The sequence below is a fragment of the Mameliella sp. CS4 genome (assembly GCF_019392335.1).
Taxonomy (GTDB): domain Bacteria; phylum Pseudomonadota; class Alphaproteobacteria; order Rhodobacterales; family Rhodobacteraceae; genus Antarctobacter.
Window position 1 is genome coordinate 57167 of the sequence record NZ_JAHXRQ010000002.1, and the last position, 26911, is coordinate 84077.

30 protein-coding genes are annotated in these 26911 nt (G+C 64.6%); 17 read left to right on the plus strand and 13 right to left on the minus strand.

The features are described from left to right. Positions 1-26 precede the first annotated feature (26 nt). Positions 27-497: a DUF411 domain-containing protein gene (locus KZZ07_RS03535; RefSeq protein WP_219512316.1), complete on the minus strand. Its 471-nt coding sequence runs from the start codon at positions 495-497 to the stop codon at positions 27-29. Positions 498-582: 85 nt separating this feature from the next. Further along, entirely contained in the window at positions 583-3009 is a 2427-nt protein-coding gene (locus KZZ07_RS03540) for an FAD-dependent oxidoreductase (RefSeq protein WP_219512317.1), read from the minus strand. Between the two features lie 158 nt (positions 3010-3167). On the opposite strand from KZZ07_RS03540, the gene KZZ07_RS03545 reads away from it, so the two are divergent. After that, positions 3168-4715, plus strand: coding sequence for a trimethylamine methyltransferase family protein (locus KZZ07_RS03545; protein ID WP_219512318.1), 1548 nt, complete (start codon positions 3168-3170; stop codon positions 4713-4715). Positions 4716-4730: 15 nt separating this feature from the next. On the opposite strand, the gene KZZ07_RS03550 is transcribed toward KZZ07_RS03545, so the two are convergent. From KZZ07_RS03550 to urtA, 6 genes are all read right to left on the minus strand, one after another. Then, a complete protein-coding gene (locus KZZ07_RS03550) occupies positions 4731-6179 on the minus strand; it encodes a methyl-accepting chemotaxis protein (RefSeq protein ID WP_219512319.1) in 1449 nt (482 codons plus the stop codon). A gap of 170 nt (positions 6180-6349) precedes the next feature. Continuing rightward, positions 6350-7048, minus strand: coding sequence for an urea ABC transporter ATP-binding subunit UrtE (urtE, locus tag KZZ07_RS03555; RefSeq protein WP_219512320.1), 699 nt, complete (start codon positions 7046-7048; stop codon positions 6350-6352). Between the two features lie 89 nt (positions 7049-7137). Beyond that, complete coding sequence (gene urtD / locus KZZ07_RS03560) at positions 7138-7881, minus strand: urea ABC transporter ATP-binding protein UrtD (protein WP_219512321.1); 744 nt, start codon at positions 7879-7881, stop codon at positions 7138-7140. Continuing rightward, on the minus strand, positions 7878-9041 hold the full coding sequence (urtC, locus tag KZZ07_RS03565; RefSeq protein ID WP_219512322.1) for an urea ABC transporter permease subunit UrtC: 1164 nt from the start codon (positions 9039-9041) through the stop codon (positions 7878-7880). The genes urtD and urtC overlap by 4 nt, the downstream gene beginning before the upstream one ends. 207 nt (positions 9042-9248) lie before the next feature. After that, positions 9249-11192 (minus strand): urea ABC transporter permease subunit UrtB, encoded by a 1944-nt coding sequence (gene urtB, locus KZZ07_RS03570; RefSeq protein WP_219512324.1) that lies wholly within the window; start codon positions 11190-11192, stop codon positions 9249-9251. A 108-nt stretch (positions 11193-11300) separates the two neighbouring features. Beyond that, complete coding sequence (gene urtA / locus KZZ07_RS03575; protein WP_219512325.1) at positions 11301-12581, minus strand: urea ABC transporter substrate-binding protein; 1281 nt, start codon at positions 12579-12581, stop codon at positions 11301-11303. 380 nt (positions 12582-12961) lie between these two features. Here urtA and KZZ07_RS03580 point away from each other — a divergent pair, with 380 nt between their 5' ends. The 12 genes from KZZ07_RS03580 (at position 12962) to ureG (ending at position 20373) form a co-directional block, all read left to right on the plus strand. Continuing rightward, positions 12962-13804 (plus strand): urease accessory protein UreD, encoded by an 843-nt coding sequence (locus KZZ07_RS03580; RefSeq protein WP_255564146.1) that lies wholly within the window; start codon positions 12962-12964, stop codon positions 13802-13804. Between the two features lie 4 nt (positions 13805-13808). After that, positions 13809-14111 (plus strand): urease subunit gamma, encoded by a 303-nt coding sequence (locus KZZ07_RS03585; protein WP_219512326.1) that lies wholly within the window; start codon positions 13809-13811, stop codon positions 14109-14111. 41 nt (positions 14112-14152) lie between these two features. Beyond that, positions 14153-14317, plus strand: coding sequence for a hypothetical protein (locus KZZ07_RS03590; protein ID WP_219512327.1), 165 nt, complete (start codon positions 14153-14155; stop codon positions 14315-14317). Beyond that, complete coding sequence (locus KZZ07_RS03595) at positions 14314-14622, plus strand: urease subunit beta (protein ID WP_219512328.1); 309 nt, start codon at positions 14314-14316, stop codon at positions 14620-14622. The genes KZZ07_RS03590 and KZZ07_RS03595 overlap by 4 nt, the downstream gene beginning before the upstream one ends. Before the next feature lie 58 nt (positions 14623-14680). After that, a complete protein-coding gene (locus KZZ07_RS03600) occupies positions 14681-15505 on the plus strand; it encodes a cyclase family protein (RefSeq protein ID WP_219512329.1) in 825 nt (274 codons plus the stop codon). A 5-nt stretch (positions 15506-15510) separates the two neighbouring features. Then, complete coding sequence (locus tag KZZ07_RS03605; RefSeq protein WP_255564147.1) at positions 15511-15816, plus strand: antifreeze protein; 306 nt, start codon at positions 15511-15513, stop codon at positions 15814-15816. After that, positions 15816-16211: a carboxymuconolactone decarboxylase family protein gene (locus tag KZZ07_RS03610; protein ID WP_043135949.1), complete on the plus strand. Its 396-nt coding sequence runs from the start codon at positions 15816-15818 to the stop codon at positions 16209-16211. The genes KZZ07_RS03605 and KZZ07_RS03610 overlap by 1 nt, the downstream gene beginning before the upstream one ends. 51 nt (positions 16212-16262) lie before the next feature. Next, the gene (gene ureC / locus KZZ07_RS03615) at positions 16263-17975 is read left to right on the plus strand and encodes an urease subunit alpha (RefSeq protein WP_219512330.1); all 1713 of its coding nucleotides are present in this window, start codon (positions 16263-16265) and stop codon (positions 17973-17975) included. A 98-nt stretch (positions 17976-18073) separates the two neighbouring features. Continuing rightward, a complete protein-coding gene (locus KZZ07_RS03620) occupies positions 18074-18661 on the plus strand; it encodes a hypothetical protein (RefSeq protein WP_219512331.1) in 588 nt (195 codons plus the stop codon). Beyond that, positions 18658-19134, plus strand: a complete 477-nt coding sequence (locus KZZ07_RS03625; RefSeq protein WP_219512333.1) for an urease accessory protein UreE — start codon at positions 18658-18660, stop codon at positions 19132-19134. Before KZZ07_RS03620 ends, KZZ07_RS03625 begins: the two co-directional genes overlap by 4 nt. Continuing rightward, positions 19124-19765 (plus strand): urease accessory protein UreF, encoded by a 642-nt coding sequence (locus KZZ07_RS03630; RefSeq protein ID WP_219512334.1) that lies wholly within the window; start codon positions 19124-19126, stop codon positions 19763-19765. The genes KZZ07_RS03625 and KZZ07_RS03630 overlap by 11 nt, the downstream gene beginning before the upstream one ends. Next, a complete protein-coding gene (ureG, locus tag KZZ07_RS03635; protein WP_219512335.1) occupies positions 19762-20373 on the plus strand; it encodes an urease accessory protein UreG in 612 nt (203 codons plus the stop codon). Before KZZ07_RS03630 ends, ureG begins: the two co-directional genes overlap by 4 nt. Before the next feature lie 312 nt (positions 20374-20685). On the opposite strand, the gene KZZ07_RS03640 is transcribed toward ureG, so the two are convergent. Beyond that, positions 20686-21120: an RbsD/FucU family protein gene (locus tag KZZ07_RS03640; protein WP_219512336.1), complete on the minus strand. Its 435-nt coding sequence runs from the start codon at positions 21118-21120 to the stop codon at positions 20686-20688. A 187-nt stretch (positions 21121-21307) separates the two neighbouring features. Here KZZ07_RS03640 and KZZ07_RS03645 point away from each other — a divergent pair, with 187 nt between their 5' ends. Further along, a complete protein-coding gene (locus KZZ07_RS03645; protein WP_219512337.1) occupies positions 21308-21694 on the plus strand; it encodes an acyl-CoA thioesterase in 387 nt (128 codons plus the stop codon). Positions 21695-21713: 19 nt separating this feature from the next. Here the strand turns inward: KZZ07_RS03645 and KZZ07_RS03650 are convergent, their stop codons facing one another. The 3 genes from KZZ07_RS03650 to KZZ07_RS03660 all read right to left on the minus strand — a co-directional run bounded on the left by KZZ07_RS03650 (position 21714) and on the right by KZZ07_RS03660 (position 23123). Next, on the minus strand, positions 21714-21920 hold the full coding sequence (locus tag KZZ07_RS03650) for a cold-shock protein (protein ID WP_219512338.1): 207 nt from the start codon (positions 21918-21920) through the stop codon (positions 21714-21716). 246 nt (positions 21921-22166) lie between these two features. Beyond that, the gene (locus tag KZZ07_RS03655; RefSeq protein ID WP_219512339.1) at positions 22167-22637 is read right to left on the minus strand and encodes a hypothetical protein; all 471 of its coding nucleotides are present in this window, start codon (positions 22635-22637) and stop codon (positions 22167-22169) included. A 75-nt stretch (positions 22638-22712) separates the two neighbouring features. Further along, on the minus strand, positions 22713-23123 hold the full coding sequence (locus tag KZZ07_RS03660) for a DUF1036 domain-containing protein (protein WP_219512340.1): 411 nt from the start codon (positions 23121-23123) through the stop codon (positions 22713-22715). 155 nt (positions 23124-23278) lie between these two features. On the opposite strand from KZZ07_RS03660, the gene KZZ07_RS03665 reads away from it, so the two are divergent. The 3 genes from KZZ07_RS03665 to KZZ07_RS03675 all read left to right on the plus strand — a co-directional run bounded on the left by KZZ07_RS03665 (position 23279) and on the right by KZZ07_RS03675 (position 25073). Beyond that, positions 23279-23752 (plus strand): DUF2938 family protein, encoded by a 474-nt coding sequence (locus KZZ07_RS03665; RefSeq protein WP_219512341.1) that lies wholly within the window; start codon positions 23279-23281, stop codon positions 23750-23752. A gap of 147 nt (positions 23753-23899) precedes the next feature. Beyond that, the gene (locus KZZ07_RS03670; RefSeq protein WP_219512343.1) at positions 23900-24328 is read left to right on the plus strand and encodes a DUF4168 domain-containing protein; all 429 of its coding nucleotides are present in this window, start codon (positions 23900-23902) and stop codon (positions 24326-24328) included. Between the two features lie 175 nt (positions 24329-24503). Next, positions 24504-25073, plus strand: a complete 570-nt coding sequence (locus tag KZZ07_RS03675) for an REP-associated tyrosine transposase (RefSeq protein ID WP_219512344.1) — start codon at positions 24504-24506, stop codon at positions 25071-25073. Between the two features lie 78 nt (positions 25074-25151). Here the strand turns inward: KZZ07_RS03675 and ettA are convergent, their stop codons facing one another. Then, a complete protein-coding gene (ettA, locus tag KZZ07_RS03680; RefSeq protein WP_219512345.1) occupies positions 25152-26807 on the minus strand; it encodes an energy-dependent translational throttle protein EttA in 1656 nt (551 codons plus the stop codon). Between the last annotated feature and the right edge of the window lie 104 nt (positions 26808-26911).

A 26911-nucleotide genomic window follows, 5' to 3' on the forward strand; every position in this document is an offset into this window, starting at 1 on the left:
GGCCCGGGGCACGCTTGCCCGGGCCGTCAGGCGGCGTCGTAACTGGTAAAAACGCGGGTCGTCCCGTCGCGCAGGATCAGGTGGACATCATAGGCCTCGCGCTGGTCCTGTGGCCCCATGCCGGGAGAGCCGTAGGGCATGCCGGGCACAGCAAGGCCGCGTGCTTCGGGGCGTTCTTTCAGCAGGCGGCGGATGTCGGCGGCGGGGACATGACCCTCGATCAGGTAGCCCTCGATCCGCGCCGTGTGGCAGGAGGCCATCTTTGGCGGGATGCCATTGTCCATCTTGTAGCGGATCAGCGCGGCGTTATGGGTGTCCTCGGTGGTGACGGAAAATCCCTCTTGGCGCAGGATCTTGACCCAGGAGCTGCAGCAGCCGCAATTGCGGTCCTTGAGCACGTGGATGTCCGGCGTGGAGGCCCGCAGCACGCCGGGCAGGGCGGTTGCGGCAAGGGCCCCCATCAGCAGGCCGCGGCGGGGGATGGTGGTGATCGGCATGGTCCTTGTGGTCCTTTCTTCCGGTCCTGTCCTGGTTCACCCGATCAGATAGGGCTTCCCCTTGGGGGAAGGTCAAGGCAGCGGTCTACGCGCGGGGGCGTGTCATGTCGGGATCGAAGGGGCTGCGCGGGATCACCTCTGCCGGGAACAGCGCGCCCAGCAGGTCCAGCTCGACCCGTCTGCCCGGTGCGGCAAGGTCCGGGTCGACAAAACCCAGCGCCAGGTTCATCCCCGTGCGGTGCCCGTAGGCGCCGGAGGTGACAGTGCCGACAACCTTGCCGTCATGCATCATCGAGGCACCGGCCCGGGCCACACGGTCCGGCGCCGCGTGCCGCAGGGTGACAAGGCGCCTGCGTGGTCCCGCCGCCTGGCGCAGGGTCAGCGCCTCTTTCCCGACAAATGACTTGCTGTTTGAAACAAAGCGACCCAGCCCGGTTTCGTAAGGGTCGAATTCCGTCAGGAGGTCGGATTTCCAGTGCAGAAAGCTTTTCTCCAGCCGCATGGACTCGATCGCGTGACTGCCGAACAGGCGCAGACCATGCGCGGCGCCAGCTTCGCGCAGTGCTGAAAAGGCCGCAAAGAGCGAGGCGTTGGGCACATGGATTTCATAGGCCAGTTCGCCGGAAAAGCTGACAGACAGGACGGTGGCCGGGGCGTAGCCGATGTAACATTCGCGCGCGGACAACCAGGGAAAGGCCGCCGCCGACCAGTCGCCGCGTGCGGCCTCTGACAGGACAGCGCGCGATTCCGGACCGGCCAGTACGAGGATGGTCATGTCGTGGGTCAGACTGCGGATCTGCACGTCTTCGTCCGGGTGGCGGTGAGCCAGAAGCCAGTCGAGGTCATGGCGTTCTGAGGCGGCGGCGGAGCCGTACCAGACCCGCTCCGGGCCGCGATCTGAAGCGGGAAGGTTGGTAAAGGTCGCCTCGGACTTGATGCAACCCTGATGGTTGAGCAGGTAGCCAAGGCCGACCCGGCCCGCACGGGTGGGAACACGCGAGCAGGAGAGCCGGTCGAGGAAGGCGTGGCAGTCGACGCCTGTGATCTCGATCCGGTTGAAGCCGTTGACCTCGGTCAGGCCGACGGCGCTGTGGACCGCCGCGACTTCGGCCGCCACATGGGCATGGGTCTCGTCAAAGCGGAACGAGGGCGTGACGGTCACGCCGGGGGCAAAGACCTCGGCCCGTTCCCAGCCGTTGACTGGTGCGAAATGCGCGCCTTCGGTGGCGAGGATCGGGGTGAGCGGCGTGGTGCGGGCCATGCGGCCCGCCGGGCGGTGTTCGTTGGGAAAGTGAAAGCGGAATTCGTTCTGGTAGTCCTGCACGGCCATGCGGGCGGTCAGTTCGACATTTGTGTGGGGGCCATAGCGGCGCGGGTCCAGCGCCCAGGTGTCGTAGACCGCCTCGCCGTGAACGATCTGCTGGGCCAGCAGCCAGCCGTGACCGCCGCCCTCGCCAAGGCCCGCGCGCAGGCCGATGATGCAAAAGGCGTTGCGCTTGCCCGGGACCGGGCCGACCAGCGGCGCGCCGTCGATGGTATAGGTGATGGGGCCGTTGACGATGGTGTGAATGCCGACCTCGCGCAGGGCGGGCATCCGGGCAAAGGCGCCCTCCAGCACGTCCATGATCCGGTCGAGGTCGTCGGGGCAAAGCGCGTTGGTGAACTTCGGGTCGATCCCGTCCATGCCCCAGGTCCGGCAATCCTGTTCGTAAAAGCCGATCAGCAGCCCGGTCTTGTCCTGCCTACAGTAGTAGTCCGAGATCGGGCAGCGCAGCAGAGGCATCCTGTGACCGGCCTGCGCGATCTGCGCGATCTCCTCGGTCACGAAATACTGGTGCTCCAAGGACATGACCGGGTGATGCACTCCCATCATGGCGCCGACTTCGTTCACCCGATAGCCGCAGGCGTTGATGACAACCTGCGTGTGGATTTCGCCCCGGGGCGTGGTGACGATCCAGCTGTCGTCGGGCAACTGGCGCAGCGCGGTGACGAGGGTCTGGCGGTGGACTTCGGCCCCGACAAGCCGCGCGCGGCGGGCCAGCGCCTGGCACAGCTGCGCCGGGTCGATGTCGCCATCCAACGGGTCCCAGAGCCCGCCGACAAGGTTCTCGGTGGAAATCAGCGGGTGGCGGCGGGCGCATTCGGCGGCGTCGATGACCTCGAAATGCACCCCCATGCCGCGCGCCATCGACGCAAAGTGGCGATAGCCATCCATTTGCGCCTGCGTGTTGGCCAGCCGGATGCCGCCGTCGGCGTGGTGGTAGGTGACGGGATATTCCGGGTCCTCCGACAGTTCCTTGTACAGCGCGATCGAGTGGCTTTTCAGGCCGACCATCGTCTGGGACATGCCGAAGTTCGTCACCTGTGCCGCTGAATGCCAGGTGGTGCCCGACGTCAGCTCGTCCCGTTCCAGCAGCATGACGTCTGTCCAGCCCTCCTGCGTCAGGTGGTAGAGGGTGGAGCATCCGGCGATGCCGCCGCCGATGACGACGGCGCGAGTGGTGGTCTTCATGTGCGGGCCTCCTGGTGCTGCGGGTCATCGGGGGCAAACTCCCGGGTCGGGGCAAGGCGGCTGTCGCGACTTAAGCGTCTCGAAAAGGGAGTTTTCGAAAGCCTGCAGATGTGCGTGGTGGCTTGTCAGAAGCGGCAGCGCGGCCCGTAGTGAACGACATGGACATCGAAAAGGACCAGCGCCCCCTGCGCGTGGGGCGGGACGGTCGGCGGCCCGGCGGTCGTCTTGCGCGTCATGCGGCCCGGGCAAAGGGGCCGGTCAGTCCGGCGCCGCCGGGTCAGGTCGGCGGGCAATACGCGCCGCTGACCCTGGCTGACATGGCGGCGATCTATGCCGCCGCCAAGCGCTTGTTGGCCGAGCTGGGCATGGGCGAGGTGCCCGACCGGCTGCGCGCCGATCTCCTGGCCGCCGGGGCAGAGGCGTGCGGTCCGCGTGTCCTGTTTCCGGCGGCGCTGGTCGATGCGGCCGTGGACCGGGCGGCGAAACGCTTTGTCCTTCACGGTCGTGATCCGGCGCGCGATATCGAGGTCGGCGGTGACCGGGTCTTTTTCGGGACGGGCGGCGCGGCGGTGCAGGTTGTGGATCTGGACAGCGGGCGATATAGGGCCGCCACCTTGCAGGACCTGCGGGACTTTACCCGCCTACAGGACGCGCTTGAGAACATCAGCTGGTTTACACGCTGTTGTATCGCGACCGACGTGGCAGACCCGCATGATCTGGACATGAACACGGCCTATGCCCTGCTCTCCGGTACGACGAAACCGGTGGCCAGCGCCTTTACCCTGGCCGAGAACGTGGCGCCGGTCGTGGCGATGATGGACATGGCTCTGGGAGGCGAGGGCGCCTTTGCAGCCCGTCCCATTCTCAAGGCGCATATCAGCCCGGTGATCTCTCCCATGCGGTACGGGGCCGACGCGGTCGAGGTGGCCTATGCCTGCATCGCGGCCAACATGCCGCTGTCCTGTATCACCGCGGCGCAGGCCGGTGCGACGGCGCCGGCGACGCTGGCGGGGTTCCTGGCGCAGTCACTGGCCGAAACGCTGGCCAGCCTGGTCATGGTCGATGCCATCCGGCCGGGACATCCGATGGTCTTTTCCAACTGGCCCTTTGTCGTCGATCTGCGCACCGGGGCCTTTTCCGGAGGGGGTGGAGAGGTCGCCTTGCTGAACGCGGCCTCGGCCCAGCTGTCCAACTGGCTGAGCCTGCCGTCGGGCGTGGCCTGTTCCATGACGGATGCCAAGGCGGTTGATGCGCAATACGGGATGGAAAAGGGGATGACGGCGCTGGCGGCGGGGCTTGCCGGCGGCAACCTGGTCTATGAAAGCGCGGGTATGACCGCCGCGTTGCTGGGCGCCAGCTTCGAGGGCTTTGTCCTCGACAACGAGATGTTGGGGGCGGTCCAACGGGTGCTGCGCGGCATCGAGGTCAGCGAGGACACACTGGGTGTCGAGGCGATCCGGGCCGCGGTCCTGGGCCAGGGGCATTTCCTGGGGGCCGACCAGACCCGCGCGGCGATGGAGCGGGACTATCTCTATCCGCGCCTTGCGGACCGCAGCGATCCGCGCAGCTGGGAGGTGGCCGGAGCCGAGGAGGCACGGACACGCGCAAGGACCGAGGCGCGGCGCATTCTGGCCACGCATCGGCCCGTCTACCTGACAGCGGCGCGGGAAAAAGCGATCCGGGCCGCCTTTCCCTGCCTGCGGTGAGATCATGTGTCCTGGTCAGGCTGCCTCGCTCTGCGCCGCTGGCCGGTGCGGTCGCTGCAGAGCCGTTGCGCCGATCTTCAGTCCGGACAGCGCGGCGGCCACCTCGGTGGCGTTCTGGCGCATGATAGAGGCGGCGGCGGTTGTCTGTTCCACCATCGCCGCGTTTTGTTGAGTCACCGAGTCCATCTGGCTGACGGCCGAGTTGACCTCGGCGAGGGCGGTGGATTGTTCGCTGGAGGCGGCGGCGATCGCGGCGGACAGGCCCGAGACCTTTTCAAAACTTTCGACGATGGCCTTGAGGTTGTGCCCGGCATTGTCGATCAGGTCGACGCCGCTGGTCACTTCCTTCGAGCTGTTCGAGACCAGCTCGGTGATCTGGCGCGCGGCGTCCGATGCATTGCCGGCCAGCACCCGCACCTCTTCGGCCACCACGGCGAACCCGCTGCCGGCCCTGCCGGCGCGCGCCGCCTCGACGCCCGCGTTCAGGGCCAGCAGATTGGTCTGAAAGGCGATGTCGTCAATCAGCCCGATGATCCGCGTGATCTGGTTCGAGGAGGTCTGGATGCGGTTCATCGCGCCCGAGGCCTCCTCGACCGTGCGCGCGCCTTCCAGCGCTGTCTGCGACGCATTGACGGCGACCTGGTTCGCCTCCTGCGTGTTCTTGGAAGAGTTGGCGACGTTTTCGGTCAGTTCGTGCACGGCGGCGGCGGTTTCCTCCAGCGACGCGGCCTGATTGGCCGTGCGTTCCGACAGGTCGTCCGCGGCGGCCGACACTTCCTCGACGATCTTGACCAGGTTCGACATGGTACCCGTGACCTGGTTCATGGTGTCCCGCAGGTTCGCGGTGGCGCCGTTCAGCTTGGTCCTCACATCGTCGAAACGCTTGGGGTAGTCGCTGCTGTCGGGGCCGGGGATGACATGGGTCAGATCACCCTGTGCCAGTTTCTCGATCGCGGTGTCGATATGGCCGAAGGCGGCGGTCTGTTCCTCTGCCTGGATGCGGAAGGTGGTTTCGACCACCCGTTCGATGTCCAGTGCGAAGGCGCGTGTCAGAACACCGACCATGACGGCCAGGCGGGTGCGCTTGCGACGTGGAATACGTTTGAAGAGGGCGGCGACGAGGTCGGTCGTGGCCAGCGAATAGGCGGACATGTAAATGTCGAGAGGCAAGTCGATCCGGGCGTGGGTGCGCCCGATCCGGTCGACAGAGGCCAAATATTCCGCGTCGAACTCTCCCGAGAGAAGGCGGGTCCAGTGCTTTTTCTGGGCGTTGCGGGCGTATTCCATCCGTTCCGGCCCGTCGAAGAAGGCCGCGGTATCGGGGTTGGCCTGGGCGCGCTTGTAGAAGGCGGTCAGAACTGCGTCGAGTTCGGGTTTGAGAAGCTCCCCGACCTCGCGCAGCAAAGCTGCGTTGTCGCCGTCCAGCTGGAAGTGCGACAGTTTCTGTTGAAGGTCCTTGATCATCTGCAGTTCCGTGAATAATCGGGTTCGCTACGGCAGATTTAAGCGTGCACAGGTTAACAAGCCTGCCATTTCCCCCGGCATCTCCGGGGGTTCTTGGCCCTTGTTTGGCTAAACTTGCGTGCGTTTACGGCGACGGAAAAAGTTTACGAGTCAAAGTTTTGATGGGTGCATCAGACCGAGACTTTCTTCAGAAGAACCTCCCGCGGGGTGTCTGCCTTGGGCGCGTTGTGGATCACCCGGCCACGTTCCAGCGCCACGAAATGATCGCCAAGATCGTAAGCGAAATCAAAGAACTGCTCGACCAGGATGATTGCCATGTCGCCCTTTTGGCGGAGGTATTTGATGACTTCTCCGATCTGCTTGATGATGTTGGGCTGAATGCCCTCCGTCGGCTCGTCCAGAAGCAGCAGTTTAGGCTGGGCGATCAGCGCGCGGGCGATGGCCAACTGCTGTTGCTGTCCCCCCGAAAGATCGCCGCCACGGCGGGCGAGGAACTGCTTGAGGATCGGGAAAAGCTCGAACGTCTCGTCGGGAATGCCCCAGTCCGACTTGGGCAGGCAGGCATATCCGGTTTCGAGGTTCTCCTTGACGGTCATCAGGGGAAAGATGTCGCGGCCCTGGGGGACGTAGCCGACCCCGGCCCGCGCCAGCGCATGCGCCGGGGTGGTTCGGGCGATGTCGGCTCCGTTCAGGGTCATGGCGCCGCCGGATCGGGTATGGGTGCCCGAAATCGCCTTGAGCAGGGAAGTCTTGCCGACGCCGTTGGTGCCCATTAGGCAGGTGACGGCACCGGGCTTCGCCTCCATCGAGATGCCATGGAGGATCTGGCTGTGGCCGTAGTGCAGGGTCAGGTCGGAGAGGCTCAGCATGGGGTGGGCTTTCCTGTCGTCCGGGCGGCGCGCGGGATGACGCGGGCGCAAGGGAGTATTTTTACCAAGAAGAAGCGGCCGCGCATTGCTTAGCGGCCCAGGTAGACTTCGATCACCTGCGGGTTGCTGGTGACATGGTCGATCGAGCCTTCGGCCAGCACCGAGCCTTCGTTCAGCACGGTGACCTTGCAGTTCAGGCGGCGGACGAATTCCATGTCGTGTTCCACGACGACGACGGCGCGGGTCTTTGCCGCTTCGACCAGCATTTCCGTGGTCTTTTCGCGTTCCGCCGGGGTCATGCCCGCGGCGGGTTCGTCGACCAGTAGGAGCCGTGGCTCCTGCGCCAGCAACATGCCGATTTCCAGCCACTGCTTTTGGCCGTGGCTGAGTTCGCCCGCCGGGCGGGGCAGGCTGTCGGTCAGACCGGTCTGCTCGGCGATCTCCTCGATGCGCTCGGCGCCCTGTTTCGTCTTCTTGTAAAACAGCACGTCGAAGGGGCCACGCGGGTTCTTCAGCGCCATGGCGAGGTTTTCGCGCACGGTTTGCGCCTCGAAGACAGTGGGCTTCTGGAACTTGCGGCCGATGCCTTCGCGGGCGATGGCCGATTCCGACATGCCGAGCAGGGAAATACCCTTGTCGCCCCACAATACATGACCCTCGTCCGGCTTTGTCTTGCCGGTGATGATGTCCATGAAGGTGGTCTTGCCGGCGCCGTTCGGGCCGATGATGGCGCGCAACTCGGGCTCTCCGATCTGGAAGGAAAGCGAGTTGATCGCCTTGAACCCGTCGAAGGAGACCGAGACGCCGGAGAGTTCTAGCAGGGTCTTGCTCATGATTTTCTCTCAATCTTGTCGACCAGCCCGCCCAGGCCCTGCGGCGCGAACAGGGTGACCGCGACAAAGGAGAGACCCAGCAGGACAAGCCACCAGTCGGTCCACTGGATCGTGTAGAACCCCAGGTCGATGTCGGGGGCGCCGCCGCCGGTGAACCAGCTGGAGGCCAGGGTGACGAAGACGGTGCCCAGCACCGCGCCATAGAGCCGCCCGCGCCCGCCGATGGCAACCCAGACCGCCAGGTAGATCGAGGCGATGGGGGCGATCTCGGCCGGGTTGATGATCCCCGCCTGCGGGTAATAGAGCGCGCCCGCGATGCCTGCGATCACCGCCGTCAGCGTAAAGACGAACAGCTTGTAGCTTTCGACGTGGTAGCCCAGGAACCGCACCCGTGTTTCATCGTCGCGGATGGCGCGGATCACGCTGCCCATCTTGCCCGAGACGACCCAGGCGAACAGGATGTACCCCAGCGCCAGTGCCAGGGCGGAGGCCCAGAAAAAGACCATCGAGACCATGCTTTGCGGCGTGGCTTCGAAGCCGGGGATGTTCTGCAGGCCGGACAGGCCGTTGTTGCCGCGCAACCCGCTGTCGTTCTGGAACAGGTACAGGGCCAGGGCCAGTGTCATGGCCTGTGTCAGGATCGACAGGTAGACGCCGGTCACGCGCGAACGGAAGGCCAGCCAGCCAAAGATCAGCGCCAGCAGGCCGGGGACCAGGACCACCATCAGCAGTTGTAGCGGCAGCGAATGCGCAAAGGCCCAGATTGGCGGGAACTCCGACGCGCCGACGACGCCGAAGATCTGGCTGGCGATGGCGTCTGACACCTCTTGCGGGCTGGGCGGCACGACCTGCGCCGCCATGCTGTCGGTGACGATGGTTTCGGTCCGGGCATACATCAGCCACATGCCGATGGCATAGCCGCCGATCCCGAAGAAGGCGAAATGGCCCAGGCTGAGGATGCCGCAATAGCCCCAGACCACGTCCATCGCGATGGCGACAAGGCAGAGGCAGAGCGTCTTGCCCAGGGTCTTGACGAAACTGGTGGAGATGAAGCCGGTCCCGGTCGCCTCGGACATGAGGGAGACGGCCAGGGTAAAGATCCCGAGGAAGGCCAGGAACCAGAGGATCGAGGGGTTCCGGGCGATGAAGCTGCGGTTCATTTGGGCGCTCCGTTCTTGGGATTGCTCCGGTCGGGGGCAGAGGGTCGGTGTTGGGCAATGGGGGGCTCTGCCCCCGGCCTGCGGCCTCCCCCGGAGTATTTCGAGCCCAAAGAAACAGGGGCGCGGTTACTGGTGTCGGTGGTGGTGCGCGGCGTGGGCGGGATCAGGACGCCGTGGCTGTGGCTGCAGAACAGGGTGCGCATGGTCTCAGTCTCCTGCCGCGCGGCCCTTGAGGGCGACGATGCCCTTGGGGCGGAACTGGATGAAGAGGATGATGAAGAGGATCATGTAGGTCTGCGCCGCCAGCGTGTTCGACGGGTTGAACCATTCGATGCCCTTTTGCAGGGTGCCGATCATGAAGGCACCGGCGAGGGTCCCCCAGACGTTGCCCACTCCGCCGACCACCACGGTCATGAAGCTTTGCACGATGTAGTCGGCGCCCATTTCCGAGGTCACCTTGGCATAAAGCCCGATGGCCACGCCCGCGATCCCGGCGATGCCGGAGCCGAGGCCGAAGGTCATCATCTTGATCCGGTCGGGGTTGATGCCCATCGAGGCGGCCATGCGTGGGTTCTGCGTCACGGCGCGCACCTCAAGGCCCAGTCTAGTGCGTTTCAGGATGAACAGCAGAAGCGCCAGGAACAGCAAGGCTAGGACGAAGATCGCGATGCGGATATAGCTGATGGCGATCACGTCGTTCAGCACCAGGGCGCCGTCCAGCCAGTCGGGCGAGGTCAACGGGCGGGCCTGGGTGCCGAAAATGTTCTTGGCCAGCTGTTGCAGCGCGATCGAGACACCGAAGGTGGCCAGCAGGGTTTCCAGCGGCCGGTGGTAGAGCCAGCGGATCACCAGCCGTTCCATCGCGACGCCCGCGCCGAAGGTGACGGCAAAGGCCAGCGGCAGGGCGACAATCAGGGACAGCGTGTAATCGGGGATGAAGAGCTGAACCACGTAGCCGGTGTAGGCGCCCATCATGATGAATTCGCCATGCGCCATGTTGATGACGCCCATGACACCGAATGTGATGGCCAGTCCGATGGCGGCGAGGAAATAGATCGAGGCCAGCGAGATGGCGTCGAGCGCAAGATCGCCCGCCTGGCTCAAGCCGACGCGGGTCTGGACCGCGTCCTGGGTTCTTTCGGCGGCCTCGGTGATGGCGCGGTCGGGTTCGTCGTAAGCCTCGTAGATGGTCCAGGCGGCAAGGGTCTCGTCGATGATCCCGGGGGTGGCGCGCGGCGGCAGGGTGCCGGCCTCTGCCAGAGTGTCATAGGCGCGAAGGCGACGGTCCGGTGTGCCAAGCTGGCCGACCGGGATGCCGCCGACCTTGCCGTCCGCGACGTGACCTTCCAGCGTCGTGCGGATCGAAGAGGCGTCGACCAGCGCGGGCAGGTCGGTCTCTTCGCCGATCATGGCATAGGCCTCGGCCTTTGGCAGGTCGGTGCCGGGCACCAGAACGCGGGCGACATTCGCGTCATCGGGGATCTTTTCGGCGATCTCGGTCCGCGTGGCGAGGATCTGGGACAGGACGGCGCGGGCATCGACGCTGAGATCCAGGGACAGCGCCTCGATGGCTTCGATGCGGGCCTCGGGCGTGTCACCGAACCGGGCAACGAGATAGTTCAGCAGGCGTTCCTTGCGCGTCTTCAGCGCGGCGTCCGGTTCCCCGTCGATCGAGGCGGAAAGCGGGGCGATCTGACCGGGGTCCAACCCGCGTGCGATGGCATCGACCGCGTCGCGTCGCTTGGAAATGTCGGGATCGGAGAGCTGGAACTGGACCAGCGTCTCGGCGATGGCACGGCGCACGCCGCCGTTGGGTTTGACCTGGTCGAGCGCGTCCGGGTCGACCTCGGTCGCGACGGGATCGCCGCTGGTCAGATCCAGCAGGGTCAGCATGTCGCCCGTTTCCTCGACGTAAAAGAACAGGCCGTCGTCCTCCCGGACATAGACAGCCTTGTCCTGCCAGCGTTCCAGAAAGCGCGGCACTCCGGGCAGGCCGGAGGCAGAGAGCGCGTCAAGCACGGGGTCGACCGTGCGGCGCGAGGGCTTGGCGACATCCTCCTGGTGCTCTTGCAGGAGCGATTGCAGATCCTGGGTGAAGCCGGGCGCGGGCAGCCACGCGATCAGGAGAACCGCAAGAAGGGCACGGAGCATATGTCAGCCTGTGGATTGAGGGGGATTGGAGCAGGGCGGTCGGGCCGCCCTGCCGGTCGGACCTTTGGTCGCCGGGGCGGCGCGGTGGCCGCCCCGGCGGGTGTCAGTTCAATAGTTCGACTTGATCTGGACGCAGGTCTCGGTCTCGGTGTTGTACATACCGCAGCCGAGGTCCTTCCAATCCGACTTCAGAACAGCCGATTCCGGCAGGAAGTCGGTCCAGGCGTCGCCCGGCACCGGGTCGGTCTGGCTAATGATGTCGAACTGGCCATCCTCGGTGATCTCGCCGATCAGGACCGGCTTCATCAGGTGGTGGTTCGGAAGCATCTTGGCCATGCCGCCGGTCAGGTTCGGGAATTCCTGCCCGTACATGGCGGTGCGGACGGCGTCCACGTCGGTTGTGCCGGCCTGTTTGACGGCGTTCACCCACATGTTGAAGCCGATGTAATGGGCTTCCATCGGGTCGTTGGTCACGCGGTCTTCGCCCATGCGGGCTTTCCAGGCGGCGACCCATGCTTCGTTGGCTTCGGTTTCGGCAGACTGGAAGTAGTTCCAGGCGGCCAGGTGACCGACCAGGTTCACGGTGTCGAGGCCCGAAAGCTCTTCTTCACCGACCGAGAAGGCGACAACCGGGATGTCGTCAGCCGAGATACCCGCAGCGGCCAGTTCCTTGTAGAAGCCGATGTTGGCGTCGCCGTTGATGGTCGAGATCACGCCGACCTGTTTGCCGTCTTCGCCCAGGGCGACGACGTCGGCGACGATGGTGCCCCAGTCCGAGTGGCCAAAGGGAGTGTAGTTGACGAAGATGTCCTCTTCGGGGATGCCCTTGGATGCCAGGTAGCTGGCAAGGATGTTGTTCGTTGTGCGCGGATAGACATAGTCGGTGCCCAGCAGGGCGAATTTCTCGACGCCCAGTTCCTCGAGGAAGTAATCCACGGCCGGGATCGCCTGCTGGTTCGGCGCGGCGCCGGTGTAAAAGACGTTCTTGGACGATTCCTCGCCTTCATACTGGACCGGGTAGAAGAGCAGGCCGTTGAGCTCCTCGATCACAGGCAGGACCGATTTCCGCGACACGGAGGTCCAGTTGCCAAAGATCACGTCGACCTCGTGCACGGTCAGCAGTTCGCGGGCCTTTTCGGCAAAGAGCGGCCAGTCAGACGCCGGGTCGACCACAACGGCCTCCAGCTCACAGCCCAGCAGGCCGCCTTTTTCGTTCTGGTCGTCCACCAGCATCAGCATGGTGTCCTTGAGCGTGGTTTCCGAAATCGCCATTGTCCCGGACAGCGAGTGCAGCACACCGACCTTGATCGTACAGTCCTGGGCGCTTGCGCCACCCGCGATAATGGCCAGTGCGGCAGCACCGGACAGAAGTTTCGTGAAACGGTTCATTCCTGTCTCCCCGCGGGCGAGTGACCCTTGTCGGCGCGTTTCCGAGCGACTAGGTCCTCCCCCGCAACAACTTGTTGCATCCAGTGTGGCGGCCTGACCGAGGTGCGAACTTGACCGGTCGCCACACGCCCTTCCCGTCCATCTTCCGAGCGGCGCGGCCTGGGCGCCTCGAGTCATCTGGCCAAGGTGCCGTTCGGTCAATCGCCGGTAAGGGGCAGGCGGTGGCGCGACAGTGAATGCCTAATTATTAGGCTGAAACTGGCGAAGATGCGCACTTTTTAATCGGCGGATCCGGTCATTTGCCTGCGGCGATGCCCAAGCATGTTGCATTGACACGTTTGCAGTGGCGGTATCGTGCCGAAAGAGGTCGCGGGGGGACCATGACACTGCACATGCGCAAGGACCGTACGGGAGAGGCCGCCGCAGCGGCAACACTGCCCCGGGCGCGCGGCACTCTGGACCTGTCGTCCAAGTCCCGTGACAAGCGGTCGGCGCTCGACCGGTTGCGCACCTCGGGTTGTCTCCGGGCATTGTTCCCGCGCCGCCCTTCGGGTGTCGAGGCCATCCTCATCAACACATCGGGCGGTCTGACAGGGGGCGACCGTTTGGACCTTGTGGCCGAGGCTGGACGCGGGTCGCACCTGACCCTGACGACCCAGGCTGCCGAGCGCGCCTACAAGGCCAGTGCCGACATCGCCCGGGTCGAGACCCGGCTTGCGGCCCATGCGGGCGCGGTGCTGCACTGGTTACCGCAAGAATTGATCCTGTTCGAGGGCGCCCGTCTGCGGCGCCGCCTGCGGGCGGATCTGGCATCGGACGCGCGCCTTTTGCTGGTCGAGCCGGTGATCTTTGGCCGCGGCGCGATGGGTGAACATCTGAACGACGTGGGTTTCGACGACCGGATCGAGGTCTGGCGCGAGGGCGTGCCGCTTTATGTCGACGCGGTGCACCTGACCGGAGACCTGGAGGCGCGGATGGCGCGCGCGGCGCTTGGCGGTGGGGCGGGGGCGATGGCCAGCCTGGTCTATGTCGCGCCCGACGCCGAGGCGCACCTGGCTCCCCTGCGAGAGATGCTGCCCGAGACCTGCGGCGTGTCGTTGATGCGCGAGGATCTGTTGATCCTGCGGATGCTGGCGCGCGACAGTCTGAACCTGCGGCGCAGCCTGCTGCCCGTGCTGGACCGGCTGAGCCGGGACACCCTGCCGACTTCCTGGAGACTTTGACGACATGCAACTGACCCCGCGCGAGAAAGACAAGCTGCTGGTCGCGATGGCCGCCGAGGTGGCCCGCAAGCGCCTGAGCCGCGGCGTGAAACTGAACTACCCCGAGGCCATTGCGCTGATCACCGACGCGGTGGTCGAAGGCGCCCGCGACGGGCGATCCGTCGCCGACATGATGCAGGCGGGCGCCGAGGTGATCACCCGCGACCAATGCATGGAAGGCGTGCCCGAGATGATTCACGAAGTGCAGGTCGAGGCGACCTTTCCGGATGGCACCAAGCTGGTGACGGTTCACGATCCGATCCGGTGAGCTTGAGTATGCCCAGAGAAAAGAAAGACGAGGGACCAAGGATGAAGATACTGTTCGCAACCGGCGCCGCACTGCTGGCCGCCGCCCCCGCCTTGGCGCATCCCGGCTCGCACATGCATCCGCATGGTGCGGAAAGCTGGCTGAGCCTGCTGCCTGCCGTGGCCCTGATCGCGGTTGCGGGCCTGATCGCCTGGGGGCGGAGATGATCCCCGGAGAGCTGATCCCCGCCGAGGGCACGCTGACCCTGAACGAAGGCCGTGAGGTGGTGACGCTTCGGGTCGCCAATACCGGCGACCGCCCGGTCCAGGTTGGCTCTCATTACCACTTTGCCGAGGCCAACCCGGAGCTAGACTTTGACAGGGCGGCCGCGCGCGGCTGTCGTCTCGATATCGCGGCGGGAACGGCGGTGCGCTTCGAGCCGGGGCAGGCGCGCGAGGTTAACCTGATCCCGATATCGGGGGCTCGCCGGGTCTATGGTTTCAATCAGCAGGTGATGGGCGCGCTGGACTGACGCACCCGAGTCGGCACAGACTGAGGAACCGTAAGGTTCAATCAGGGAAGGAAAGACCATGTGCGATATCTGCGTGATGAAAAGCGTGAAGGACCGGATGCTATCGCGGCGTTCGTTCTTCAGGGCAGGGGCCGTTGCCGGCGCCGGGGCCGTTCTGGGGGCCGGACTGCCAAAACCCGCGATGGCAGCCAGCCACGGCGGCGGCGGTGTCGTCGACATGACCCACACCTACGACGAGAGCTTTCCGACCTATTTCGGGGTGCCGGGAATTTCCTATGACAAGGGCGCCGATTTCGCCAAGGACGGGTTCAACCTGTATAACCTGACGGTCAACGAGCACACCGGCACCCATGTGGACGCGCCGTTGCATTTCTCGGCCGATGGGCAGTCGGTGGACGAAATCCCGGTCGACAGCCTTGTTTGCCCGCTGGTCAAGGTGGATATCGCGGCCAGGGCGGCCGAGGATGCCGACGCGATGGTGACGCCGGACGACCTCAAGGCATGGATCGCCGCGCATGGCGAGATTCCCGAAGGCGCCTGTGTCGCGATGGATTCCGGCTGGTCCGGCAAGATTGGCGGTGACGGGTTCCGCAACGCGGATGGCGACGGGGTAATGCATTTCCCCGGTTTCCACGTCGAGGCCGCCCAGATGCTGATCGAGGAAACGGGGGCGCGGGCGATTGCGACGGATACACTGTCGCTGGACCCCGGCAACTCGGCCACGTTTGACGCCCATTATGCCTGGTTGCCGACCAACCGCTACGGGATCGAGAACCTCGCCAACCTGGGCAATGTTCCTGCTTCCGGGGCGACGCTGATCGTCGGCGCCCCGAAACACGCGCGTGGCAGTGGCGGCCCGGCGCGCATCTTGGCGATGGTGTAAGGCAAATGGTTCGGCTGTCCCCTTTCGATCTCTGGCTCACCGCCGCGCGTTTTGCCTGCATGGCAACTGAGGCGCAGGCGGTTGTGGCCATGCGGGTTCTGGGGATGGCCGGGCTGTGGTCCGTGACCCCGGCCGAGACGGCGCGGATGATGCGCGAAAAGGCGGTGAATTTCCCGCTGGCGATGGAACAGGCGACCCGGGCGGCCTGGAAGGGGGACGATCCCTTTGATGCCGCTCTGGGGCCGCTGCATCGCCAGACTCGGGCCAACGCGCTGCGACTGGCTCGGCGTGGACCCAAGTGGAGGATGTAATGGCAACGGTCAAATTGTTGTCCGACGAGGAACTGAGCGCCGAGGCAAAAGCGGTCTTCGACGATATACGCGCGGTGCGCGGGACGGATTTCATCAACAACTTCTGGCGCGCGCTGGCGCATGATCCGGCGCTGCTGAAGGCGACATGGGACAGGTTGAAGGTGGTGATGGCGCCGGGGGCGCTGGATCCGCTGGTCAAGGAGATGATCTACGTCGCCGTTTCCGGCACCAACGGTTGTGCCTACTGCGCCCATTCTCACACGGCCTCGGCCCGCGCCAAGGGGATGACGCCCGAGATGTACGGCGAACTGCTGGCCGTGATGGGCATGGCCAACCAGACCAACGCCCTTGCCAGTGCCCTGCAGGTGCCGGTCGACGAGGTTTTCAAGGAATAGGATGCGGCCCGGACCCGAAGAGGGCCCGCCGATGACAAGCACGAGGACAGGATGCCAGCCACAATCAAACGCTCCGACTATGCCGCCATGTTCGGCCCCACCACCGGCGACCGGCTGCGGCTGGCCGATACCGACCTCATCATCGAGGTGGAACGGGATCTGACCGGACCTTACGGCGAAGAGGTGAAATTCGGCGGCGGCAAGGTGATCCGCGATGGCATGGGGCAGTCACAGGTCACGCGGGCCGAGGGCGCGGTAGATACGGTCATCACCAATGCGCTGATCGTCGATCATTCGGGCGTCTACAAGGCTGACGTGGGGCTGAAGAATGGGCGCATCCACAAGATCGGAAAGGCCGGTAACCCGGACACCCAGCCCGGCGTCGACATCATCGTCGGCCCGGGGACAGAGGCCATTGCGGGCGAGGGGCGCATCCTGACCGCGGGCGGGTTCGACAGCCATATCCATTTCATCTGCCCGCAACAGATCGAGGATGCGCTGCATTCCGGCCTGACCACTATGCTGGGCGGGGGCACCGGCCCGGCGCATGGGACGCTGGCCACCACCTGCACGCCGGGGCCCTGGCACATCGGGCGGATGTTGCAGGCGGCGGATGCCTTCCCGATGAACCTGGCCTTTGCGGGCAAGGGCAATGCGTCGTTGCCCGCCGCACTGGAGGAACAGGTGCTGGGCGGCGCCTGCGCGTTGAAACTGCACGAGGATTGGGGCACGACGCCGGGCGCCATCGACTGCTGCCTGTCCGTGGCCGATGCGATGGACGTGCAGGTGATGATCCACACGGATACCCTGAACGAAAGCGGGTTCGTGGAAAACACCGTGAAGGCCATGAAGGGCCGTACCATCCACGCCTTCCACACCGAGGGCGCGGGCGGCGGCCACGCGCCGGACATCATCAAGATCTGCGGCGAGGAGCACGTTCTGCCCTCGTCCACCAATCCGACGCGACCCTTTACCGTGAACACGCTCGAAGAACATCTCGACATGCTTATGGTCTGCCATCACCTCGACAAGGCGATCCCCGAGGACGTGGCCTTTGCCGAGAGCCGCATCCGGCGCGAGACCATCGCCGCCGAGGACATCCTGCACGACATGGGGGCGTTCTCGATCATCGCGTCCGACTCTCAGGCGATGGGACGGGTCGGCGAGGTGCTGATCCGCACATGGCAGACCGCCGACAAGATGAAGAAACAGCGCGGGCGCCTGGCCGATGAAACCGGCGACAACGATAATTTCCGGGTGCGCCGCTACATCGCGAAATACACGATCAACCCGGCCATCGCGCATGGCATCGGTCATGAGATCGGCAGCATAGAGGAAGGCAAGCGCGCCGACCTCGTGCTGTGGAACCCGGCCTTCTTTGGCGTGAAACCCGAGATGGTGCTGATCGGCGGCACCATCGCCTGCGCGCAGATGGGCGATCCCAATGCCTCCATCCCTACACCGCAACCCGTCTACTCGCGGCCCATGTTCGGCGCCTATGGCCGCAGCGTGGAGAATTCTGCCGTCACCTTCGTCTCCGAGGCCGCGCAGGCCGAAGGGATTGGCGCCGGGCTGGGACTGGCCAAACAGACCGTGGCGGTCAGGAACACGCGCGGCATCGGCAAGAAGGATCTGCTGTTGAACGATGCCACGCCAAAGGTCGAGGTCGATCCGGAAACCTACGAGGTGCGCGCCGATGGCGAACTGCTGACCTGTGAGCCGGCCAGCGAACTGCCTATGGCGCAGCGGTATTTCCTGTTCTGAACGGTCGCGAGCCGTAGCTTGATATCCACCCGTTGCTGCCGCAACATGATCTTGGTCCGGGCGTCACCGGACGCGGATCTACCGATTGGAGTTTGAACATGCGCAGCTTGGTCCTGGCCGTCGGTCTTGCCGTCCTTGCCCCCGTGGCCTGGGGCTGTCCCGTCGGATCGGACATCGACAAGGGCATTCGCTTTACCGTCGATGACGTCGATACAGAGGAATACCGCCGCATCGGGCCGGGCATGATCGAGGCGATCTATACCGCCTCGGACGGGTTGGTCACGCGCAACCTGCTGGCGCAGGGGGTTTACCTTGTCGAACTGGTCGACCTGGTCGAGGGCGTGCCGGATCAGGACACGCGTGTCACCTATGCTTTTCCGGGGCGAGCAGAGGACCTGGCGGTGCCGGAACCCGGCGGTCAGGTGGCCTATGACGTGGCCGTCAACAACCTTGGCGATCTCGACAAGGAACGGCAGATCTATGATTTCGGCCCCCTTTCCAAGATCAACTTCGGCGCCTGCGAATACGATCTTATCCCGATCGAGATCCGCTATGAGCCGGATGACAGCGGCACGGTGGACCTGCTGTACTACCTGCCTGCCTTCGGCCTTTCCTACTACGCGGGCAGCGACTACACGGATGGGTCGGATCGCTACAACTATTCCAATATCGAGGTGATCGAGTGAGCGACCTTCCCCTTGCCCAGGTTCTCGAAGAGGCGGGCGTCTGGCGGGCCCCGGCGGCGGACCGCGTTGTCCTGGACTACGAGGCTCGCTTTTTGCGACGCAAGCGTCTTGTGACGGAGGCGGGTATGGCCTTTGTCGTCGACCTTGAACAGACCACGTCGCTGGACGCGGGCGATGCCCTGTTGCTTGCGGACGGGCGGCGGATCGAAGTGGCGGCGGCCACCGAAGAGGTGCTTGAGGTGCGCGGGCCAAGCCTGCCGCAACTGGCATGGCATATCGGTAACCGGCACACACCCTGCCAGATCGCCGATGGCATGCTGCTGATCCGGCGCGATCCGGTGATCCGGCACATGTTGGAGCATCTCGGCGCCGAGGTGACAGAAGCGATGCACCCCTTCACTCCCGAAGGCGGCGCCTATGGCCACGGCCGCACCCACAGCCACGAGCACGGCCACACCGCCCATGCCCATTGATCCGCGCCTGCTGACGCTGACGCAATGGTTGTCCCCGGCCTACCCGGTGGGGGCCTTTGCCTGGTCGCACGGGCTGGAAAGTGCCGTGCGGCAAGGTTGGGTGACGGATGAAGTGTCGCTGCAGTCCTGGTTGACGGATATTCTGGCAGAGGGGTCGGGCAAGGCGGATGCGCTGTGGATCCGGCTGGCGTGGCAGGGGGATCGGTCCGTGGCCGAGCTTGATGCGCTGGCCCGCGCCTGGCAGCCATCGCGTGAGCGGCTGCGCGAGGCAGAGCGCCAGGGCACGGCCTTTGTGCAGGTGACGGCAGATGTCTGGGACCTCGACCTGCCGCCGATGCTCTTGCCCGTGGCGCTGGGCGAAGCGGCGCGGCAGATGGATATGTCGGTGGAGCCGGTGGCCGCGCTCTATCTACAGTCCTTCGCGGGCAACCTTGTCTCCGCTGCACAGCGGCTGATGCCCCTGGGGCAGACGGCGGCGCAGGGTGTGCTGGCGCGCCTGGCCCCGCTCTGCGCCGAACTGGCCGCCGGAACCGAGGGGCTGACACTTGAGGACATGGCCTCCTGCGCCTTCCTGTCCGATGTCGCCTCCATGAAACACGAAACACTTGAACCGAGGCTATTCCAGTCATGACACGGATGAACGGCCCCTTGCGGATCGGCATCGGCGGGCCCGTCGGCGCTGGCAAGACCACCCTGACCGCGCGGCTAGCCGAACGGCTGAAGGATGATTTTTCGATCGGGGTGATCACCAACGATATCTACACGCAAGAGGACGCCGAGGCCTTGATGCGGATGCAGATCCTGCCTGCCGACCGGGTGATCGGCGTCGAAACCGGGGGCTGCCCGCATACGGCGATCCGCGAGGATGCCTCGATCAACCTGGCCGCGGTGGCCGAAATGCGGAAGCGGCATCCGGAGGTCGAGATCGTCCTGATCGAATCCGGGGGCGACAACCTGTCGGCCACCTTCAGCCCAGAACTGGCGGATCTGACGGTCTATGTCATTGATGTTGCTGCCGGAGAAGAGATTCCGCGCAAGGGCGGACCGGCGATCACGCGGTCGGACCTGCTGGTCATCAACAAGACCGACCTGGCGCCCTACGTCGGTGCCTCGCTGGAGGTGATGGAACGCGATGCGACGCGGGTCCGCGCGGGTCGGCCGTTCGTTTTTTCTGCGCTCAAGGGCGGGGAAGGGGTCGAGGGGATCGTGGCGAACCTGCGGGACATCGCAGGGCTCTGATCGGGATGTCCGGGCGGCTCTGGCGGCGCGCTCGCCGAGGTCCCGGTGCGGGTACAAATGGGCCGCTGGTCTTGCATCCACCCCGGATCTTCCCGGGAAAAACGCTTTGCATCAATGGGTTGGTCGAAATTCTCAGAACGCGGCCCAGTCGGTGAACTGGTAGGTCTTGGGCTTGGTCTGGCCGGGAACCGGGGTGGTGGGCTCTGCGGGACGGGGCTGGTTGTGCTTGGTCATGGCGGGTCTCCTTTTCCTGTCTCTGAAGATGGGGGAAGGCGCCCATTTCCGACAGTCACGAAAACCATACCGGCCAGTTCAGTTTGGAGGAATAACGCCCTTCTTGAGGATGATGTTTCCGTAAAGCCTTGATTCCCCAGTCTGAATCACGGCGAACGCGGTCTTGGCCCGCTCGTAGAAGGCAAAGCGTTCCAGCGTTGCGATGGGTGCGGGGTTGTCCGCATTCCCATCTATAATGTCTTGAAATTCCTTGATGATTTCGGGAATCGCCTCGGCGTCGCCGACCACCTGCATGGTATGGGCCGGGTCCTTGACGAAACTGTCCAGCGGCAAGAGCGTCAGGACCGCCTGCAGGACCTGGGTGGCGGACAGGCCGTCCAGGCGGTGCACCTTGCATCCCATTGAGTAGGCTGGAAAATTGCAATCCGCGATCACGATGTCATCGCCGTGTCCCATGGCCCGCAAGCTGTACAGAATCTCGGGTGAGAGGATGGCGGGGATGTTGCGCAGCATGGGGGACCCTCCGGAATACCCGACCATGAAACCGCCCCCGGGGGCAGAGTGCAAGGGGGCAGTGGGCTGGCGGTGGCCTGTACAAAACGTACAAAACGTACGCGGTTTCTGACGTTTTGTACAAAACCGGCTAGGCTGAGGGCAGATGCGGTACGTGGGACCGCGCGGGACGGAAAGGAGACAGGGAATGGAACAGGTGACGCCCAAGGGCAATCCGACCCTGCGCACGCTGGCCATGCCGGCGGATGCAAATGTCAGCGGCGATATCTTTGGCGGCTGGGTGCTGAGCCAGATGGATCTGGCCAGCGGTATCATCGCAGGAGAGAGGGCGCAGGGGCGCGTGGCCACGGTGGCCGTGGATGCAATGAAATTCATCCGCCCGGTGCGGATCGGCGACGTGCTGGAGATTTATGGCTGGGTCGCGCGGGTGGGCCGGACCTCGATGGGGATCGGGCTGGAGGCCTGGGTGATCCGAAACCGGATCGGCAAGTGCGAGAAGGTGACCGAGGCGGTCTTTACCTATGTTGCCCTCGACGAGGAGGGCAACAAGAGGATGGTTCCGCCCGAAGCCTGACGACCCCGGGCGGCGTCGATCAGAGCAGTTCGATGTCCGACGCACTTTCGCGGCCGTCACGACCGGTGCGCAGCTCGAAGCTGACTTTCTGGTTGTCCTGCAGGCCGGTCAGGCCCGAACGCTCGACAGCAGAGATGTGGACGAAGATATCCTTGCCGCCGTCCTCGGGCGCGATGAAGCCGTAGCCTTTGGTGGTGTTGAACCATTTCACGGTGCCAGTGGCCATTCCGTGGTCTCCTGAGTTGTTGCCGCACGCGGAAGTGCTGCGGCCCGGCAATGTCAGAGCAGTATCGGTTGCGCTGACGCCGGTGAACGGAGACAGGTAGGCGATAGTGGTAACGTAGCGGTACTAAATATCGCAGGTTTGCTGAGTCGGAGCAAGAAAGATCAGAATGCCACCGATGCCATTGGCGGTGTTCGATCGCCCGACAGAGGGCAGCTTTCCGGGGCCTGTCGGCCCCGGTCCGTGCGGTCAGTTCCGGGTCATTTCGCCGGCGACCCGGTTGGTATAGGGATCGCCGCCAGCGTCGAATGTCCCGCCACCGGTCATCGTGGCCCATTTGCCGGTGCCGCCCAGGACCATCCAGTCCCCTTGTGTGCGGCCTTCGGCATCGATGCCATTGGCAACCCATTTGATCACGGCCACGTCACCGTCGCCATCCGTGTAATGGCAAAGACCGTCGCCAGAGACCGTGCCCTTGTCGATGAGGATCGCGCCGAAACAGGGGCCCTTTGCGCTGGCGAAAGGATTCGTCGGGTCCTCGGTTTCGAAACGCTCGTACATCGAGGTGGCATGCACCACGACGAGGCTGTCGGTCACCGGCATCGGCGTGGCGGTGGATGAGCCGTGACCCACGCCGGCGGCATTCACGGTTTCGGAAAGTGTCGGGGTGGCAAAAATGAAAAAAGCCGCCGCGAGGGCGGGAAAACGGATGAAAGACATGAGTTTCTCCTCCAGAATCGGTCCCGGTTGGTCCGGGACCTTTTCCGAGGATACCACGGTTTGAGGCGGCCCGGCCTAGTTGCAGGTAAAGCGTTCCGTCCAGCGGCCCCAGTTGTTCATGTCCATTGTGCGTTGGCGAAAGCCATAGGTGTTCGACGAGCCGCGAATATGGAAGTGGCGCACGGCGCCGCGCCAGTAGATACGGCTGCTCACCGGGGCGATGCTTTCGGCGTACATGTAATAGATGCGATTGGTGGTAAAGGCGACAGTGGCGGATTCACCGGGGGAGAGGTTCCACCAGCCGTTGGTGACCCAGTTACCGGACAGGTCACGGTAGTTGATTGCAGTCTGGATCTGCCGGTTGCAGGCATTCAGGAAGATGACGGTGAACTGGTTGTTGTTCTGGGCGTACTGGGTCTGCGCGCGGCTTTCTCCTGCATTGAAAGCGGTCATCAAGCAGAGCGCCAGCAAAAATAGACGGTGCATGTATCAATTCCTCAAGCAATTTATCTAAGTCCGCACAAAGGTTAGGCCGGGTCGGGCGCAGCGGTCAAGATTGTTGAGTTCGGGGCGATGCCCGGCCGGGATGATTGCCACTTTCGCGTGCCGGGGTCATGGTGGCGCAAACGGGGAGGCGAGCGATGGACTTGATCTGGGCAGGCGCGGTGATCGGTGTCGGCGGCACGGTGGCCATGGATCTCTGGGCGCTGCTGCTGGACCGGGTCGCGGGGCAGGGGCGTCCGAACTGGGGCAACGTGGGCCGCTGGGTCGCCTGGCTGTTCCGGGGGCGCGTCTTTCACGACGATATCGGCGCGGCGGCCCCGGTGGCGGGCGAACGCGCGCTGGGCTGGGCGTTCCACTACCTTGTCGGGGTGATCTACGGCGTGGTCTTTGCGCTGATCTTCGGGCGCGCCTGGGTCGAGGCGCCGGTCCTCTGGATGGCCTGGATCTGGGGGATCGTCACCATCGCGGGCGGGTGGTTCCTGCTGCATCCGGGAATGGGGCTGGGCTGGGCGCTGTCGCGGACGGAACGGCCCTGGAAAGGGCGGCTCATGGGACTGGTGGCGCATTCGGTCTTTGCGCTGGGCCTTTGGGCGGCGGGTCTGCTCCTGTAGAGCGGCGCGCCTGCCCGGGCGCCGGCGGAAGACCGCCGTCACCAGGAAGGGATTTTTTCTGGACGGTTGAAACATCGGCTCTGAGGGATTTGGTCGGTGGGGAGTGCGGTAAGACCCGCGAAACCCATCTCTGACGGGAGACCGATCATGAGCGTACGAAAAACCATTCTTGGCACTGCAACCATCGTGGCACTTGCTGCGGCACCGCTGACGCCGGCCCTGGCGCAATCCGGGCCGCAGGGCACCCTGATCCAGGTTCAGGCCGCAGAAGACGTGCAATACAGCGACAGCGACCTCAACAGCTTTGTCGATGCGGCGATGAAGGTCATGGCCCTGCGCCAGACTTACCAGGCGCGGCTTCAGGCAGCTGAAAACGAGGAAGACCAGCAGGCGCTGGTCCGGCAGGCGCAGGAAGAGATGAAGGAGGCCATCGTGCAGACCGATGGCATCGACGTGCCGACCTATACCGCCATCGGCGAGGCCGCCCAGGCGGACGATGCCCTGAGCCAGCGGATCACCGCGATGTTCCAGGAGCGTATGCCGGGGGACGGCGCGCAACCGTCGGACGACGGGTGATATTAGAGCCCGACGTTCGGGCCCTGTGAGATCTGAACCCGCGCGGAGGCCCAAGGGGCGCCGCGCGGGTTCTTTTTGGTTGGAGGGGGCGATGGCCCCCGGCGAAGGCGCGGCGTAGGGCGGGGCTCACCCCGCCGCTTACCGGTCTTTAACCGCTTTGGCCCAGCATCGCCCTATGTCGAATTACCGCCGTCCAAAGGGTCGTGGAGGATCCGTCTTTTTCACCGTCTGCCTCGCCCAGCGGGGGAGTGCCTTGCTGGTGGACGAGATCGAGATCTTGCGTGAGGCGGTGAAGGTGACACGGGCAAGGCGGCCGTTCGGGATCGACGCATGGGTGGTATTGCCCGATCACATGCATGCGGTCTGGACCTTGCCAGCGGACGACCCGAGTTATTCGGACCGATGGGGCGCGATCAAGGCGCGGTTCTCGAAGGTTGTTCGGTTGAAAGGTGGCGAGTCGGTGGGTTGGAAACCCACCCTACCCACGGACCGTAGGGTGGGTTTCCAACCCACCGAGGCGGAGCGTCTCCGCGCGGCGCGCAGCCCCAGCAAGGTGGCGAAGCAGGACGCGGGGATCTGGCAGCGCAGGTTCTGGGAGCATCACATCCGGGATGAGGCCGATTACGTTGCTCATCTGCGGTATTGCATGACGAACCCGGTGAAACACGGGCTGGTCGAGCGGCCCGAGGATTGGCCGTATTCGTCCGTGCATCGGGACATGCGCATAGGCCGTTGGGCCGCGTAGGGCGGGGCTTGCCCCGCCGCTGACTGCGGACCGCGGTGAAGGTCAGGCGGGGTGAACCCCGCCCTTCGGGTCGCTCGACTACCGCGCAAACTTCTTGTGCTTCAGCCGCTTCGGTTCCAGCGCATCCGCCCCAAGCCGCCGCTTCTTGTCCTCTTCGTAGTCCTCGAAGTTGCCCTCGAACCATTCCACATGTGCCTCGCCCTCGAAGGCAAGGATATGCGTGCAGATCCGGTCGAGGAAGAAACGGTCGTGCGAGATGACCACGGCGCAGCCGGCGAAATCGACCAGCGCGTCTTCCAGCGCCCGGAGGGTTTCCACGTCCAGGTCGTTGGTCGGTTCGTCGAGCAGGATGACGTTGCCGCCCTCCTTGAGCAGGCGCGCCATGTGCACCCGGTTGCGCTCACCGCCCGAGAGAAGGCCGACCTTCTTCTGCTGGTCGCCGCCCTTGAAGTTGAAGGCCGAGCAATAGGCGCGGCTGTTCATCTCGGCGTCGCCCAGCTTGATCTGTTCCGCGCCGCCGGAAATGGCCTCCCAGACGGTTGCTTCCGCGGCGAGATCGTCGCGCGACTGGTCGACATAGGCCAGTTGCACCGTGTCGCCGAATTCGATGGTCCCGCTGTCGGGGGTTTCCTGCCCGGTGATCATCTTGAACAGCGTCGATTTACCGGCGCCGTTGGGCCCGATCACGCCGACGATGCCGCCCGGCGGCAACGAGAACGAGAGGTCTTCGATCAGCTGCTTGTCACCCATGTGCTTGTTGAGGTGCTCGACCTCGATCACCTTTTGCCCAAGGCGCTGGCCGTTGGGGATGATGATCTGGGCGCGGGACAGCTTTTCGCGTTCGGACTGGTTGGCCAGTTCGTTGTAGGACTGGATCCGCGCCTTGGATTTCGCCTGCCGTGCCTTGGCGCCCTGCCGCATCCATTCCAGTTCGCGTTCCAGCGTCTTCTGCTTGGCCTTGTCCTCGCGGGCTTCCTGTTGGAGGCGCTTGGCCTTCTGTTCCAGCCAGCTGGAATAGTTGCCCTCGTAGGGGATGCCACGGCCGCGGTCCAATTCCAGGATCCAGCCGGTGATGTCGTCGAGGAAATAGCGGTCGTGCGTGACGCAGAGGATGGTGCCCTTGTAGTCGATCAGGTGCTGTTGCAGCCAGGCGATGGTCTCGGCGTCCAGGTGGTTGGTCGGTTCGTCGAGCAGCAGCATGTCGGGCGCTTCGAGCAAGAGCTTGCACAGCGCGACCCGGCGGCGTTCCCCGCCCGAGAGATTGGCCGGCATGGCGTCATCGGGGGGGCAGCGCAGCGCCTCCATCGCGACATCGACCTGGCTGTCGAGATCCCAGAGGTTCTGGCTGTCGATCTCGTCCTGCAGCTGCGCCATTTCGTCGGCGGTCTCGTCGCTGTAGTTCATGGCCAGTTCGTTGAACCGGTCCAGCTTGGCCTTCTTCTCGGCCACGCCCAGCATGACGTTGTCGCGCACGCTCATGTCTTCTTCCAGCTTCGGCTCCTGCGGGAGGTAGCCGACCTTGGCGCCTTCGGCGGCCCAGGCCTCGCCGGTGAAATCCTTGTCGAGTCCGGCCATGATCCGCATGAGGGTCGACTTACCGGCGCCGTTGACGCCGACGACACCGATCTTGACCCCTGGCAGAAAGCTCAGGCGGATGTTTTCAAAGCATTTCTTGCCGCCCGGATAGGTCTTGGAGACACCATCCATGTGGTAGACATACTGATACGAGGCCATGATCCGCTCCTGCAGCTTGCGCGTTGTTCGTGACGGAGTACCGCGTTGGCGAGGGCGGTGCAATCTGCGGCGCGAGACGCGGAAAATTCCCGGCAAATTTGCCT

Bases quoted from the DNA above. Each gene is read 5' to 3' on its own strand.
- KZZ07_RS03645 (WP_219512337.1), top strand. From the start codon at position 21,308: ATGGAACAGGTGACGCCCAAGGGCAATCCGACCCTGCGCACGCTGGCC.
- urtE (WP_219512320.1), bottom strand. From the start codon at position 7,048: ATGCTGAGCCTCTCCGACCTGACCCTGCACTACGGCCACAGCCAGATC.
- KZZ07_RS03550 (WP_219512319.1), bottom strand. From the start codon at position 6,179: ATGATCAAGGACCTTCAACAGAAACTGTCGCACTTCCAGCTGGACGGC.
- KZZ07_RS03585 (WP_219512326.1), top strand. From the start codon at position 13,809: ATGCAACTGACCCCGCGCGAGAAAGACAAGCTGCTGGTCGCGATGGCC.
- ureG (WP_219512335.1), top strand. From the start codon at position 19,762: ATGACACGGATGAACGGCCCCTTGCGGATCGGCATCGGCGGGCCCGTC.
- KZZ07_RS03610 (WP_043135949.1), top strand. From the start codon at position 15,816: ATGGCAACGGTCAAATTGTTGTCCGACGAGGAACTGAGCGCCGAGGCA.
- KZZ07_RS03580 (WP_255564146.1), top strand. From the start codon at position 12,962: ATGACACTGCACATGCGCAAGGACCGTACGGGAGAGGCCGCCGCAGCG.
- KZZ07_RS03650 (WP_219512338.1), bottom strand. From the start codon at position 21,920: ATGGCCACTGGCACCGTGAAATGGTTCAACACCACCAAAGGCTACGGC.
- KZZ07_RS03630 (WP_219512334.1), top strand. From the start codon at position 19,124: ATGCCCATTGATCCGCGCCTGCTGACGCTGACGCAATGGTTGTCCCCG.
- KZZ07_RS03600 (WP_219512329.1), top strand. From the start codon at position 14,681: ATGTGCGATATCTGCGTGATGAAAAGCGTGAAGGACCGGATGCTATCG.
- KZZ07_RS03595 (WP_219512328.1), top strand. From the start codon at position 14,314: ATGATCCCCGGAGAGCTGATCCCCGCCGAGGGCACGCTGACCCTGAAC.
- urtD (WP_219512321.1), bottom strand. From the start codon at position 7,881: ATGAGCAAGACCCTGCTAGAACTCTCCGGCGTCTCGGTCTCCTTCGAC.
- KZZ07_RS03620 (WP_219512331.1), top strand. From the start codon at position 18,074: ATGCGCAGCTTGGTCCTGGCCGTCGGTCTTGCCGTCCTTGCCCCCGTG.
- KZZ07_RS03535 (WP_219512316.1), bottom strand. From the start codon at position 497: ATGCCGATCACCACCATCCCCCGCCGCGGCCTGCTGATGGGGGCCCTT.
- urtB (WP_219512324.1), bottom strand. From the start codon at position 11,192: ATGCTCCGTGCCCTTCTTGCGGTTCTCCTGATCGCGTGGCTGCCCGCG.
- KZZ07_RS03655 (WP_219512339.1), bottom strand. From the start codon at position 22,637: ATGTCTTTCATCCGTTTTCCCGCCCTCGCGGCGGCTTTTTTCATTTTT.
- KZZ07_RS03640 (WP_219512336.1), bottom strand. From the start codon at position 21,120: ATGCTGCGCAACATCCCCGCCATCCTCTCACCCGAGATTCTGTACAGC.
- KZZ07_RS03540 (WP_219512317.1), bottom strand. From the start codon at position 3,009: ATGAAGACCACCACTCGCGCCGTCGTCATCGGCGGCGGCATCGCCGGA.
- KZZ07_RS03545 (WP_219512318.1), top strand. From the start codon at position 3,168: ATGGACATCGAAAAGGACCAGCGCCCCCTGCGCGTGGGGCGGGACGGT.
- KZZ07_RS03675 (WP_219512344.1), top strand. From the start codon at position 24,504: ATGTCGAATTACCGCCGTCCAAAGGGTCGTGGAGGATCCGTCTTTTTC.
- urtC (WP_219512322.1), bottom strand. From the start codon at position 9,041: ATGAACCGCAGCTTCATCGCCCGGAACCCCTCGATCCTCTGGTTCCTG.
- KZZ07_RS03590 (WP_219512327.1), top strand. From the start codon at position 14,153: ATGAAGATACTGTTCGCAACCGGCGCCGCACTGCTGGCCGCCGCCCCC.
- ureC (WP_219512330.1), top strand. From the start codon at position 16,263: ATGCCAGCCACAATCAAACGCTCCGACTATGCCGCCATGTTCGGCCCC.
- ettA (WP_219512345.1), bottom strand. From the start codon at position 26,807: ATGGCCTCGTATCAGTATGTCTACCACATGGATGGTGTCTCCAAGACC.
- KZZ07_RS03665 (WP_219512341.1), top strand. From the start codon at position 23,279: ATGGACTTGATCTGGGCAGGCGCGGTGATCGGTGTCGGCGGCACGGTG.
- KZZ07_RS03670 (WP_219512343.1), top strand. From the start codon at position 23,900: ATGAGCGTACGAAAAACCATTCTTGGCACTGCAACCATCGTGGCACTT.
- urtA (WP_219512325.1), bottom strand. From the start codon at position 12,581: ATGAACCGTTTCACGAAACTTCTGTCCGGTGCTGCCGCACTGGCCATT.
- KZZ07_RS03660 (WP_219512340.1), bottom strand. From the start codon at position 23,123: ATGCACCGTCTATTTTTGCTGGCGCTCTGCTTGATGACCGCTTTCAAT.
- KZZ07_RS03605 (WP_255564147.1), top strand. From the start codon at position 15,511: ATGGTTCGGCTGTCCCCTTTCGATCTCTGGCTCACCGCCGCGCGTTTT.